This is a genomic window from Pseudomonas fluorescens (assembly GCF_000730425.1).
GTDB classification, from domain to species: Bacteria; Pseudomonadota; Gammaproteobacteria; order Pseudomonadales; family Pseudomonadaceae; genus Aquipseudomonas; species Aquipseudomonas fluorescens_X.
Genome location: NZ_CP008896.1, coordinates 5,135,924 through 5,147,991 on the forward strand (window position 1 = coordinate 5,135,924; position 12,068 = coordinate 5,147,991).

Genomic DNA, 12,068 nt, shown 5'->3' on the forward strand with positions numbered 1-12,068 from the left:
GTTCGCTTTCATGGCATAACCTTAGGCTGTTCTGTAAGATTTGCTCCCCTTTCCCATGTCCGAGAGCGCCTCCCTTGCTGCAAAACATTCGTGTCGTCCTCGTCAATACCAGTCATCCCGGCAATATCGGCGGGGTGGCGCGAGCCATGAAGAACATGGGGCTGACGCGCCTGGTGCTGGTGGAGCCGCGTGTGTTCCCGCACCACGAAGCCGACGCTCGTGCCTCTGGCGCCAATGACATCCTGGCAAAAGCCCAGGTTGTCGCCACCCTGGAAGACGCTCTGGTGGGTTGCAACCTGGTGCTCGGCACCAGCGCCCGCGACCGGCGCATCCCCTGGCCGCTGCTTGATCCTCGCGAATGCGGGGCCAAAGTGGTCGAGGAGGCGGCTGGCGGCGCAGAGATCGCCCTGGTATTTGGCCGTGAGGACTCAGGGCTGACCAATGATGAGCTGCAGCGATGTCATTACCACGTGCACATTCCATCAGACCCTGAATTCAGCTCGCTGAACCTCGGTGCAGCGGTGCAGGTGTTGAGTTATGAGGTGCGCATGGCCTGGCTGGCAGCACGGGGCCAGCCAAGCAAAATGGAGAAGGACGAGGTCGCATCGACCAAAAGTGGCGAGTTGGCCACTATGGACGAGCTCGAGCGATTCTATGAGCACCTGGAGCAGACCCTGGTAGCCATTGAGTTTCTCGATCCGGAAAAACCACGGCACTTGATGGCGCGCCTGCGCCGGCTTTACGGGCGCAGCTCGGTCAGCCGGGCGGAGATGAATATATTGCGTGGCATCCTCACGGAAACCCAGAAAGCGGCCCGTGGCGAGCTTCTTAAGCGGAAGGATTAAAAATGTTCGAGCGTTTGCGAGAGGATATCCAAAGTGTTTTCCACCGTGACCCGGCGGCGCGCAACGCCTTTGAGGTGCTGACCTGCTACCCGGGCATGCACGCAATCTGGATCCATCGCCTTTCCGGCGCCTTGTGGGGCATGGGTTGGAAATGGCTGGCGCGGCTGGTATCGAACTTCGGGCGCTGGTTGACCGGGATCGAGATTCATCCAGGGGCCAAGGTGGGTCGTCGTTTCTTTATTGATCATGGCATGGGCATCGTTATTGGTGAGACAGCCGAGATTGGCGATGACGTAACCCTGTATCAGGGCGTGACGCTGGGCGGCACCACCTGGAACAAGGGCAAGCGCCACCCGACCCTGGAAAACGGTGTGGTCGTGGGGGCGGGTGCCAAGGTATTGGGCCCGTTTACCGTCGGCGCCGGCGCCAAGGTCGGTTCCAATGCCGTGGTTACCAAGGCGGTGCCGCCAGGCGCAACCGTGGTGGGGATTCCGGGGCGGATCATCGTCAAGCCGGAGGTGGGCGATGAGCAGGAAGCCAAGCGCAAGGCCATGGCCGAGAAAATCGGCTTTGATGCCTACGGCGTCAGTGAAGACATGCCGGACCCGGTGGCTCGCGCCATTGGCCAGTTGCTCGATCATCTGCAGGCGGTAGATGGCAAGCTGGATGGCATGTGCGGTGCGCTGAAGGATCTGGGTAGTCCCTATTGTGCGAAGGATCTGCCTGAATTGCGCGAAGAAGACTTTGCCGAGATCAAAGCTGAAACCAACCAGCAAGCCAGTTGAAGTCTTCCTCCCTGTAGGCGTTCGGCTGGCCGGCGATGATGGCCTTGAGGGTGCCATCGCCGGCAGACCGGACTCCTACAGCGTGCGCTTTATCGGTCACATGATGCTGAATGTGCCATTGCCCCTTACATCCTGCTATGATTCGCGCGTCCTTTTTACGGGTATTCCTGACTAAAGTACTAGGTCTTATAGTTGACTTAAATACTCGGGAATCGCATACTTGCTCCCATTCTGAAACACCTTGGTACTTGTCCATGAGACTGACTACAAAAGGCCGTTACGCGGTGACCGCCATGCTCGACCTGGCCTTGCACGCGCAAAACGGGCCGGTGTCCCTGGCCGATATCTCTGAGCGCCAAGGCATTTCCCTGTCCTACCTTGAGCAGCTGTTCGCCAAGTTGCGCCGCAGCAACCTGGTTTCCAGTGTGCGTGGCCCGGGCGGCGGTTATCAATTGTCCCGCGATATGCAGGGCATCCAGGTTGCGCAGGTGATCGACGCGGTGAATGAATCCGTCGACGCCACCAAGTGCCAGGGCCTGGGTGACTGCCATGCCGGCGACACATGCCTGACACACCACTTGTGGTGTGACCTGAGCCTGCAGATCCATGAGTTTTTGAGTGGTATCAGCTTGGCCGATCTTGTGACTCGCCGTGAGGTGCAGGAAGTAGCCCAGCGTCAGGACCAGCGCCGATGCAACACCAAGGTGCCGCGTCTGGACAAGATTGAAGCGTCCGCCGTCGAGTGACAGCCGAAGAGCTAACGGCACGCCAGCCAGCCTGATTTAGGAGAAAGTCCATGAAATTGCCGATTTACCTTGATTACTCAGCGACCACCCCGGTTGATCCGCGTGTCGCGCAAAAGATGAGCGAGTGCCTGCTGGTTGACGGAAACTTTGGCAACCCGGCGTCCCGTTCCCACGTTTTCGGCTGGAAGGCCGAGGAAGCGGTGGAGAACGCTCGTCGCCAGGTCGCCGACCTGGTCAATGCCGACCCGCGTGAAATTGTCTGGACCTCCGGTGCCACCGAGTCCGACAACCTGGCAATCAAGGGCGCCGCGCATTTCTACGCGACCAAGGGCAAGCACCTGATCACCACCAAGATTGAGCACAAGGCTGTCCTCGACACCATGCGCCAACTGGAGCGTGAAGGTTTCGAGGTCACTTACCTTGAGCCCACCACCGACGGTATCGTCACCCCGGCGATGATCGAAGCCGCGATGCGCGAAGACACCATCCTGGTTTCCGTGATCCACGTGAACAACGAAATCGGCACCATCAACGACATCGCCGCCATTGGCGAGCTGACCCGCTCCAAGGGCGTGTTGCTGCATGTCGATGCCGCCCAGTCCACTGGCAAGGTCGATATCGACCTGGCCAAGCTGAAAGTCGACCTGATGTCGTTTTCGGCCCACAAGACCTACGGCCCTAAAGGTATCGGCGCGCTGTATGTGAGCCGCAAGCCTCGCGTGCGTATCGAAGCCACCATGCACGGCGGCGGTCACGAGCGCGGCATGCGTTCCGGTACCCTGGCGACCCACCAGATCGTCGGCATGGGCGAAGCCTTCCGTGTAGCCAAGGAAGACATGGCTGCCGAAAACGTGCGCATCAAGGCCCTCAGCGATCGTTTCTACAAGCAGGTCGAGAACCTTGAAGAGCTGTACATCAACGGCAGCATGACGGCTCGTGTACCGCACAACCTGAATTTGAGCTTCAACTACGTCGAAGGCGAGTCGCTGATCATGGCGCTCAAGGATCTGGCGGTTTCGTCCGGTTCGGCCTGCACCTCGGCCTCCCTTGAGCCGTCCTACGTTCTGCGCGCCCTGGGCCGCAACGACGAGTTGGCGCACAGCTCGATTCGCTTTACGTTCGGCCGTTTCACCACCGAAGAAGAAGTCGACTACGCAGCGCAGAAGGTCTGCGAGGCGGTCACCAAGCTGCGCACCCTGTCGCCGCTGTGGGACATGTTCAAAGACGGTGTCGATATCTCCAAGATCGAGTGGGCGGCACACTAAATATAGAAGCCGCCACCCAAGCTCTGTAGGAACGTGGCGGAAAACGCAGGCGTTTTTACAGGGTTCCAGAGCGGCCCTGATGAGTGAGGATTCAGTACCATGGCTTACAGCGAAAAGGTCATCGACCACTACGAAAACCCGCGCAACGTCGGCAAGATGGATGCGCAAGATCCTGATGTCGGCACCGGCATGGTCGGCGCTCCGGCGTGCGGCGACGTCATGCGCCTGCAGATCAAGGTCAACGAGCAGGGCGTCATCGAAGATGCCAAGTTCAAGACCTACGGCTGCGGTTCGGCCATCGCCTCCAGCTCCCTGGCGACCGAGTGGATGAAAGGCAAGACTCTGGATGAAGCAGAGACCATCAAGAACACTCAGTTGGCCGAAGAACTGGCCCTGCCGCCAGTGAAAATTCACTGCTCGGTACTCGCGGAAGATGCCATCAAGGCGGCCGTTCGCGACTACAAGCAGAAGAAAGGCTTGATCTAAGCATTTGGCGACGAGTAAGGAGTCAACGATGGCTATCAGCATGACAGAAGCGGCTGCGCGGCATGTGCGACGCTCCCTGGATGGGCGCGGTAAAGGTGAGGGGATTCGTCTGGGTGTACGCACCACGGGCTGTTCCGGCCTTGCCTATGTGCTGGAGTTTGTCGACGAGGTGGTTGCGGAAGATCAGGTGTTCGAAAGTCACGGCGAGAAAGTGATTATCGACCCGAAAAGCCTGACTTACCTGGATGGCACCGAACTCGATTTCGTCAAGGAAGGGTTGAACGAAGGCTTTAAGTTCAACAACCCCAACGTGCGCGGTGAATGTGGCTGCGGCGAAAGCTTCAACATCTGAGGCTATTTGTGGGTACTCCTTGTCATTTCGCTTTATTCGAGCTGCAGCCGAGTTTTCGCCTGGACCTCGAACAGCTTGCCACGCGCTACCGTGAATTGGCGCGTGGGGTGCATCCGGATCGCTTTGCCGACGCCTCCGAGCGTGAGCAGCGCCTGGCGCTGGAGCAGTCAGCCAGCCTCAACGAAGCCTATCAGACGCTCAAAAGCCCCCCCAAGCGCGCGCGTTATCTGCTCGCCATGGGCGGTCGTGAGTTGCCGCTGGAAGTTACGGTCCACGACCCTGATTTCCTGATGCAGCAGATGCAATGGCGTGAAGAGCTCGAAGACCTGCAGGATGAGGCCGATCTGGCTGGCGTCGCGGTCTTCAAGCGGCGTCTGAAGGTGGCCCAGGATGAACTCAATGAAAGCTTCGCAGCCTGTTGGGATGATGCAGCGCAACGTGAGCAGGCTGAACGCCTGATGCGACGCATGCAGTTCCTCGACAAGCTCACCTACGAAGTGCGCCAGTTAGAAGAGCGCCTCGACGATTAACCCAGTGCTGCACAGATTGCACGCCTGATAGACAGATAAGACCTGATTACCATGGCTCTACTGCAGATCGCCGAACCCGGCCAAAGTCCCCAACCGCACCAGCGTCGCCTGGCGGTCGGGATTGACCTGGGCACCACCAATTCCCTGGTTGCTGCCTTGCGCAGCGGCCTGTCCGAGCCGCTGCCCGACGCTGATGGCCAGGTGATTCTGCCGTCCGCCGTGCGCTATCACGCCGATCGCACCGAAGTCGGTGAGTCGGCCAAGCTGGCGGCGTCTACCGATCCTTTGAATACCGTGCTGTCGGTCAAGCGTTTGATGGGGCGTGGTCTGTCCGACGTCAAGCAATTGGGCGACCAGTTGCCGTACCGCTTTGTCGGCGGTGAATCCCACATGCCGTTCATCGACACCGTCCAGGGGCCGAAAAGCCCGGTGGAAGTGTCGGCGGATATTCTCAAGGTGCTGCGCCAGCGCGCGGAAAAAACCCTGGGTGGCGAACTGGTCGGTGCTGTGATCACCGTTCCGGCCTATTTCGATGACGCTCAACGCCAAGCCACCAAAGACGCGGCGAAACTCGCCGGCCTGAACGTGCTGCGCTTGCTCAACGAGCCCACTGCGGCGGCCGTGGCTTATGGCCTGGACCAGCACGCAGAAGGCCTGGTCGCTATTTACGACCTGGGCGGTGGCACCTTTGATATTTCGATCCTGCGCCTGACCGGCGGTGTCTTCGAAGTACTCGCCACCGGTGGCGACAGTGCCCTGGGCGGCGATGACTTCGACCACGCCATTGCGGGCTGGATCATCAGCAGCGCCGGCTTGTCCGCCGATCTGGATCCGGGGGCGCAGCGTAACCTGCTGCAAACCGCCTGCGCCGCCAAAGAAGCGCTGACGGATGCTGCAACCGTTGAAGTCTCCTACGGCACTTGGTCGGCCCAACTGACCCGTGAAGCCTTCGATGCGTTGATCGAGCCGATGGTTGCCCGCAGCCTGAAAGCCTGCCGCCGTGCCGTGCGTGATTCCGGTATCGAGCTGGAAGACGTCGGCGCCGTGGTCATGGTCGGTGGCTCCACCCGCGTGCCGCGCGTCCGTGAAGCCGTTGCTGAAGCCTTCGGTCGCCAGCCACTGACGGAAATCGACCCAGATCAAGTGGTCGCCATTGGCGCTGCGATCCAGGCCGATACCCTGGCCGGCAACAAGCGTGATGGTGGCGAACTGCTGCTGCTCGACGTGATTCCGCTGTCCCTGGGCTTGGAAACCATGGGCGGCCTGATGGAGAAGGTGATTCCGCGCAACACCACCATCCCCGTCGCCCGCGCCCAGGACTTCACCACGTATAAAGATGGCCAGACGGCCATGATGATCCATGTGCTGCAAGGCGAGCGCGAACTGATCAGCGACTGCCGCTCCCTGGCGCGTTTTGAATTGCGCGGCATTCCAGCGATGGTGGCGGGTGCAGCGAAAATTCGCGTGACCTTCCAGGTCGACGCCGACGGCCTGCTCAGCGTGGCTGCACGCGAGCTGGGCTCGGGCGTCGAGGCCAGCATCCAGGTCAAGCCGTCCTACGGCCTGACCGACGGCGAAATCGCCAAGATGCTCAAGGATTCTTTCCAGCATGCCGGCGACGACAAGGTTGCCCGTGTGCTGCGTGAGCAGCAAGTTGACGCCCAGCGCCTGCTTGAAGCGGTGCAGGGCGCGCTTGAGGCAGACGGTGAGCGCCTGCTGGATGCTGACGAGCGCCTGGTCATCGACTTGCAGATGCAGGAACTGGCCGAATTGATGAAAGGCACCGATGGCTATGCCCTCGAACAACAGACCAAGCGCCTTTCACAAGTAACCGATGCCTTTGCCGCCCGTCGTATGGACCAGACGGTGAAAGCCGCCCTGGCGGGACGCAACCTGAATGAAATTGAGGAATAATTGATGCCGCAGGTCATTTTTCTGCCACACGCCGAGCATTGCCCGGACGGAATGGTCGTGGAGGCTGAGACCGGCAAGTCCCTTCTCGAAGTCGCCCACGATAACCACATCGAGATCGAGAGTGCCTGTGGTGGCGTCAATGCCTGCACCACCTGTCACTGCATTATCCGCGAAGGTTTCAACAGTCTCGAAGAGGCCGATGAGCTGGAAGAGGACTATCTTGATAGGGCGTGGGGCCTGGAGCCGACATCGCGCCTGAGCTGTCAGGCGAAAGTGGGGACTGAAGACCTCACTGTCGAAATTCCGAAGTATTCGCTCAACCATGCAGCCGAAGCGCCGCACTGATTCAAGGAAGTGTCATGAGTCTTAAATGGGTTGATGTGCAAGAGATCGCTATTCTGCTGGCCGATGGCTATCCGGATATGGATCCCTATTCCGTGAACTTTGTAGCTTTGCGTGACATGGTCATGGCCTTGCAAGGGTTCGAAGACGAGAGGGATCGCGGCGGTGAAAAGGTTCTTGAAGCTATCCAGACTGCCTGGAAAGAAGAACAGGACTGAAGCCTCCCTTACGCAGTTAGGCAATACCCAAGAACCCGCGTATAATTCGCGGGTTTAATTTTTCGCAAATTACCGTTTCTGGAGTTACACCATGGCTGTTCAACGTACTTTCTCCATCATCAAGCCTGACGCTGTTGCAAAAAACGTCATCGGCGAGATCACCACTCGTTTCGAAAAAGCCGGCCTGAAGGTTGTAGCTTCGAAACTCAAGCAACTGTCCAAGGCTGAAGCTGAAGGCTTCTACGCTGAGCACAGCGCTCGTGGCTTCTTCGGCGACCTGGTTGCCTTCATGATCTCCGGCCCTGTTGTTGTACAGGTTCTGGAAGGCGAAAACGCTATCGCTCTGAACCGTGAGCTGATGGGCGCTACCAACCCTAAAGAAGCTGCTGCCGGCACCATCCGTGCTGACTTCGCTGACTCTATCGACGCCAACGCTGTACACGGTTCGGACTCCGAAGCCGCTGCTGCTCGCGAAATCTCGTACTTCTTCGCAGCTACTGAAGTAACCACTCGCTAAGCATTGGCTTAAGAGTGAAGGTGAATCCATGACTACATCGACTGTAAAAACCAACCTGCTGGGTCTGACTCAACAGGAAATGGAAAAATTCTTCGACTCAATCGGGGAGAAGCGTTTCCGTGCCGGTCAGGTAATGAAGTGGATTCACCACTTTGGCGTCGACGATTTCGACGCCATGACGAACGTCAGCAAGGCCCTGCGCGACAAGCTCAAGGCTATTGCCGAGGTTCGTGGTCCCGAGGTTGTCAGCGAGGACATCTCCAGCGACGGCACCCGCAAGTGGGTGGTGCGTGTGGCGTCCGGCAGTTGCGTCGAGACCGTCTACATTCCCCAGGGCAAGCGCGGCACATTGTGCGTTTCGTCCCAGGCAGGCTGTGCCCTGGACTGCAGTTTCTGCTCCACCGGCAAGCAAGGCTTCAATAGCAACCTCACCGCCGCCGAAGTTATCGGCCAGGTGTGGATTGCCAACAAATCCTTTGGCAGCGTCCCGGCAACCGTCGACCGTGCCATCACCAACGTGGTGATGATGGGCATGGGTGAGCCGCTGTTGAACTTCGACAACGTGATTGCGGCCATGCATCTGATGATGGATGACCTGGGCTACGGCATTTCCAAGCGCCGCGTAACCCTGTCGACCTCTGGTGTGGTACCGATGATCGATGAGCTGGCCAAGCACATCGACGTCTCCCTGGCGTTGTCGCTGCACGCACCCAATGACGCATTGCGTAACCAATTGGTACCGATCAACAAGAAGTATCCGCTTAAGATGCTGCTCGAATCCTGCCAGCGCTACATGGCGACCTTGGGCGAGAAGCGCGTGCTGACCATTGAGTACACCCTGCTCAAGGACATCAACGATAAGGTCGAGCACGCGGTCGAGATGATCGAGTTGCTCAAGGACACCCCGTGCAAGATCAACCTGATTCCGTTCAACCCGTTTCCCCATTCTGGCTACGAGCGGCCGAGCAACAACGCCATCCGTCGTTTCCAGGATCAACTGCACCAGGCAGGCTACAACGTTACCGTGCGCACCACCCGTGGTGAAGACATCGACGCCGCCTGTGGTCAATTGGTAGGACAGGTGCTGGATCGCACCCGTCGTAGCGAGCGTTATATCGCTGTGCGCGAACTGAGCGCCGACAGCGATCTGGCGCAGAACGCCGCGACACGAACCTGAGAGAGGATCTCTATGCCCTTGCGCCTTGCGCTGCTGTTGCTTGTTGCCAGCCTCTCGGTTGGCTGTGTTTCATCGGGCTCTGACAGCCCGCTGGAAACCGGCAAGGGTCGTGACGAAGCGCGTGCTGCCTATGTGCAGCTGGGGCTGGGTTACCTGCGCCAGGGGTTGAGCGAGCAGGCCAAGGTGCCGTTGCAAAAGGCCCTGGCACTCGACAACCAGGATGCCGATGCCAACGCGGCGCTGGCCCTGGTGTTCCAGGCCCAGGCCGAGCCCGAGCTGGCCGAACAGTATTACCAGAAGGCCCTGGCGGTTCGCCCCCATGATCCTCGCCTGCTCAATAATTACGGTAGCTTCCTGTTCCAGCAGGAGCGCTATAAGCAGGCGGCCGGTTATTTCCAGCAGGCAGCCACTGATACCCTATATCCTGAACGCTCGCGGGTTTTTGAGAACCTGGGGGTGACGTCCGTGCGCCTTGGTCAGCGTGACAGTGCCCGCCGGCAACTGGAAAAAGCCTTGCACCTGAACCAGCGACAGCCACGGGCCTTGCTCGAAATGGCCCAGTTGTCGTTTGATGACAGGCATTATGTGCCAGCACGTGACTATTACGAGCGTTTTAGCCTGCTCAGTGGGCAAAATGCACGTAGTCTATTGCTTGGTGTGCGCCTGGCGACGATTCATGAAGAACGTGACAAGGCCGCACGTTTTGGCCAGCAACTAGAACGACTCTATCCCGGTACGCCGGAATATCAGCAATACCTGTCGGAGCAATGATGAAAGCCGCGCACCCGGAAGTTGTAGCCGCTAATCGCGTAAACCCAGGCGAGACCTTGCGTCAGGCCCGCGAAAGCAATGGTTGGTCGCTGGAAGAAGTGGCCCTCAAGCTCAATTTGACCCCCTCTTCCCTGGGCAACCTGGAAAATGGTGCGTTCGACAAGCTGCCCGGGCATACCTTCGCCCGTGGTTATATCCGTGCCTACGCCAAGCTGCTGGGTACCGACCAGGCCATCCTGGTCCAGCAATTCGATCAGTTCACCGGTACCGACTCCCAGGGCAGCAACGTGCACGGTCTCGGTCGCATTGAAGAGCCGGTGCGTGTTTCCCATACCATTTTGCGAATTGTCAGCCTGTTGCTACTGATTGCAGTGATCGGCGGTGGTTTTATCTGGTGGCAAGACCAGACGTCCCTGCGTAGCAAGGACCTGATCAGCAATGCCCTGGAGCACGTCGAAGTCGAAAGCGCCGATGGCACTACCCAGATTCATCCCCTGGACGAGCCGGAAGACCAGGCTGTTGCCCAGGACCAGGCTGCTACTGAAACCAATCTTGACCTGCAAGCGGGTCAACCGTCCGCCGAAGTCAGCGCTGAATCGGCTCCGGCCGCCGTTGCACAGGCTCCTGCCGCGTCCGTAACCCAGGCTCCGACCACTGCGGTCCAGGCTCCCGCCGCACCGTCACCGGTCACGCCAGTCGCACCGACGGCCGCCGCTCCTGTCGCCCAGGCGCCTGCCAGTATGGCTGGCGATGGTCGTCTCCAGATTACCTACGTCGCTGACTGCTGGACGCAAGTCACCGATGGCAATGGCAAGGTCTTGTTCAGTGCTTTGAAGCGTAAGGGAGATACGCTCGAGCAGGTTGGCAAGCCTCCTCTGACGCTGCGTCTGGGCTTTGCCCGTGGCGCGCAAGTGGCCTACAACGGCCAGCCTGTGGACGTGGCGCCGTTCACCAGTGGCGAGACTGCTCGCCTGAAGTTGGGACAATAGTCATGCACGGCGAATCTCCAATCAAACGTCGCGTATCGCGCAAGATTTGGGTCGGCTCCGTACCGGTGGGTGGCGACGCCCCCATCGCGGTGCAGAGCATGACCAACAGCGACACCAATGATGTGGCTGCCACCGTAGCCCAGATCAACCGCCTGGAAGCCGCAGGTGTCGATATCGTGCGGGTTTCCGTACCGGATATGGACGCTGCCGAGGCCTTTGGCCGTATCAAGCAACTGGTCAAGGTGCCGTTGGTTGCCGATATCCACTTCGACTACAAGATCGCGTTGCGCGTGGCCGAGCTGGGTGTCGACTGCCTGCGGATCAACCCGGGCAACATCGGTCGCGAAGATCGGGTGCGTGCGGTAGTCGACGCAGCCCGTGATCGTGGGATACCGATCCGTATCGGTGTCAATGCCGGTTCCCTGGAAAAAGACCTGCAGAAAAAATACGGCGAGCCTACCCCGGCAGCTCTGGTCGAGTCGGCGCTGCGCCACGTCGAGCACCTCGAACGCCTGAATTTCCAGGACTTCAAGGTCAGCGTAAAGGCTTCCGATGTGTTCATGGCGGTAGAAGCCTACCGCTTGCTGGCCAAGGAAATCGTGCAGCCGCTGCACCTGGGTATCACCGAAGCCGGTGGTTTGCGCTCGGGCACAGTGAAATCTGCGGTAGGTCTCGGTATGCTGCTGGCCGACGGGATTGGCGATACCATTCGTATCTCCCTGGCGGCGGACCCGGTAGAGGAAGTGAAGGTCGGCTACGACATTCTCAAATCCCTGCATTTACGCTCCCGAGGCATTAATTTTATTGCCTGCCCGAGCTGCTCGCGGCAGAACTTCGACGTGGTGAAAACCATGAACGAGTTGGAAGTACGCCTGGAAGACCTGCTGGTGCCGCTGGATGTCGCGGTCATCGGATGTGTGGTCAACGGGCCGGGGGAGGCCAAGGAAGCGCATGTGGGCCTGACCGGTGGTACCCCGAACCTGATTTATATCGACGGTAAGCCGTCGCAGAAACTGACAAATGACAATCTGGTGGATCAGCTGGAAAAGCTGATTCGCGACAAAGCGGCCGAAAAGGTCGCCGCCGACGCAGCGCTGATCGCTCGCGGCTGATCGAACGAATTTAAGGATT

Annotated in this window: 15 protein-coding genes; all 15 read left to right on the plus strand. The window is 59.2% G+C overall.

The genetic code is table 11. The features are described from left to right. Positions 1-74 precede the first annotated feature (74 nt). The 15 genes from trmJ to ispG all read left to right on the plus strand — a co-directional run bounded on the left by trmJ (position 75) and on the right by ispG (position 12,049). The gene (gene trmJ / locus HZ99_RS23010; RefSeq protein ID WP_038446304.1) at positions 75-845 is read left to right on the plus strand and encodes a tRNA (cytosine(32)/uridine(32)-2'-O)-methyltransferase TrmJ; all 771 of its coding nucleotides are present in this window, start codon (positions 75-77) and stop codon (positions 843-845) included. A gap of 2 nt (positions 846-847) precedes the next feature. Next, complete coding sequence (gene cysE / locus HZ99_RS23015) at positions 848-1,630, plus strand: serine O-acetyltransferase (RefSeq protein WP_038446305.1); 783 nt, start codon at positions 848-850, stop codon at positions 1,628-1,630. Positions 1,631-1,884: 254 nt separating this feature from the next. Further along, positions 1,885-2,376 (plus strand): Fe-S cluster assembly transcriptional regulator IscR, encoded by a 492-nt coding sequence (gene iscR / locus HZ99_RS23020; RefSeq protein WP_038446306.1) that lies wholly within the window; start codon positions 1,885-1,887, stop codon positions 2,374-2,376. Positions 2,377-2,426: 50 nt separating this feature from the next. After that, positions 2,427-3,641, plus strand: a complete 1,215-nt coding sequence (locus HZ99_RS23025; RefSeq protein WP_038446307.1) for an IscS subfamily cysteine desulfurase — start codon at positions 2,427-2,429, stop codon at positions 3,639-3,641. Between the two features lie 99 nt (positions 3,642-3,740). Then, positions 3,741-4,127: a Fe-S cluster assembly scaffold IscU gene (gene iscU / locus HZ99_RS23030; RefSeq protein WP_038446308.1), complete on the plus strand. Its 387-nt coding sequence runs from the start codon at positions 3,741-3,743 to the stop codon at positions 4,125-4,127. Between the two features lie 28 nt (positions 4,128-4,155). Next, positions 4,156-4,479, plus strand: coding sequence for an iron-sulfur cluster assembly protein IscA (gene iscA / locus HZ99_RS23035; RefSeq protein WP_010565230.1), 324 nt, complete (start codon positions 4,156-4,158; stop codon positions 4,477-4,479). Between the two features lie 8 nt (positions 4,480-4,487). Beyond that, entirely contained in the window at positions 4,488-5,009 is a 522-nt protein-coding gene (gene hscB, locus HZ99_RS23040; RefSeq protein WP_038446309.1) for a co-chaperone HscB, read from the plus strand. A gap of 51 nt (positions 5,010-5,060) precedes the next feature. Next, entirely contained in the window at positions 5,061-6,923 is a 1,863-nt protein-coding gene (gene hscA / locus HZ99_RS23045) for a Fe-S protein assembly chaperone HscA (RefSeq protein ID WP_038446310.1), read from the plus strand. A gap of 3 nt (positions 6,924-6,926) precedes the next feature. Continuing rightward, positions 6,927-7,268, plus strand: coding sequence for an ISC system 2Fe-2S type ferredoxin (gene fdx, locus HZ99_RS23050; protein ID WP_029298551.1), 342 nt, complete (start codon positions 6,927-6,929; stop codon positions 7,266-7,268). Positions 7,269-7,282: 14 nt separating this feature from the next. Next, positions 7,283-7,483, plus strand: a complete 201-nt coding sequence (gene iscX, locus HZ99_RS23055; RefSeq protein ID WP_038446311.1) for a Fe-S cluster assembly protein IscX — start codon at positions 7,283-7,285, stop codon at positions 7,481-7,483. A gap of 91 nt (positions 7,484-7,574) precedes the next feature. Further along, positions 7,575-8,000, plus strand: a complete 426-nt coding sequence (gene ndk / locus HZ99_RS23060) for a nucleoside-diphosphate kinase (protein WP_017846179.1) — start codon at positions 7,575-7,577, stop codon at positions 7,998-8,000. Between the two features lie 28 nt (positions 8,001-8,028). Further along, on the plus strand, positions 8,029-9,177 hold the full coding sequence (gene rlmN, locus HZ99_RS23065; RefSeq protein WP_038446312.1) for a 23S rRNA (adenine(2503)-C(2))-methyltransferase RlmN: 1,149 nt from the start codon (positions 8,029-8,031) through the stop codon (positions 9,175-9,177). 12 nt (positions 9,178-9,189) lie between these two features. Further along, positions 9,190-9,948: a type IV pilus biogenesis/stability protein PilW gene (pilW, locus tag HZ99_RS23070; RefSeq protein ID WP_038446313.1), complete on the plus strand. Its 759-nt coding sequence runs from the start codon at positions 9,190-9,192 to the stop codon at positions 9,946-9,948. Further along, a complete protein-coding gene (locus HZ99_RS23075) occupies positions 9,948-10,937 on the plus strand; it encodes a RodZ domain-containing protein (protein ID WP_038446314.1) in 990 nt (329 codons plus the stop codon). The genes pilW and HZ99_RS23075 overlap by 1 nt, the downstream gene beginning before the upstream one ends. A 2-nt stretch (positions 10,938-10,939) precedes the next feature. Further along, positions 10,940-12,049 (plus strand): flavodoxin-dependent (E)-4-hydroxy-3-methylbut-2-enyl-diphosphate synthase, encoded by a 1,110-nt coding sequence (gene ispG, locus HZ99_RS23080; protein ID WP_029298540.1) that lies wholly within the window; start codon positions 10,940-10,942, stop codon positions 12,047-12,049. Positions 12,050-12,068: the final 19 nt, after the last annotated feature.

Coding starts and splice junctions, on each gene's coding strand:
- rlmN (WP_038446312.1), top strand. CDS start 8,029: ATGACTACATCGACTGTAAAAACCAACCTGCTGGGTCTGACTCAACAG.
- iscR (WP_038446306.1), top strand. CDS start 1,885: ATGAGACTGACTACAAAAGGCCGTTACGCGGTGACCGCCATGCTCGAC.
- HZ99_RS23025 (WP_038446307.1), top strand. CDS start 2,427: ATGAAATTGCCGATTTACCTTGATTACTCAGCGACCACCCCGGTTGAT.
- ndk (WP_017846179.1), top strand. CDS start 7,575: ATGGCTGTTCAACGTACTTTCTCCATCATCAAGCCTGACGCTGTTGCA.
- iscU (WP_038446308.1), top strand. CDS start 3,741: ATGGCTTACAGCGAAAAGGTCATCGACCACTACGAAAACCCGCGCAAC.
- fdx (WP_029298551.1), top strand. CDS start 6,927: ATGCCGCAGGTCATTTTTCTGCCACACGCCGAGCATTGCCCGGACGGA.
- iscA (WP_010565230.1), top strand. CDS start 4,156: ATGGCTATCAGCATGACAGAAGCGGCTGCGCGGCATGTGCGACGCTCC.
- pilW (WP_038446313.1), top strand. CDS start 9,190: ATGCCCTTGCGCCTTGCGCTGCTGTTGCTTGTTGCCAGCCTCTCGGTT.
- hscA (WP_038446310.1), top strand. CDS start 5,061: ATGGCTCTACTGCAGATCGCCGAACCCGGCCAAAGTCCCCAACCGCAC.
- HZ99_RS23075 (WP_038446314.1), top strand. CDS start 9,948: ATGAAAGCCGCGCACCCGGAAGTTGTAGCCGCTAATCGCGTAAACCCA.
- ispG (WP_029298540.1), top strand. CDS start 10,940: ATGCACGGCGAATCTCCAATCAAACGTCGCGTATCGCGCAAGATTTGG.
- iscX (WP_038446311.1), top strand. CDS start 7,283: ATGAGTCTTAAATGGGTTGATGTGCAAGAGATCGCTATTCTGCTGGCC.
- cysE (WP_038446305.1), top strand. CDS start 848: ATGTTCGAGCGTTTGCGAGAGGATATCCAAAGTGTTTTCCACCGTGAC.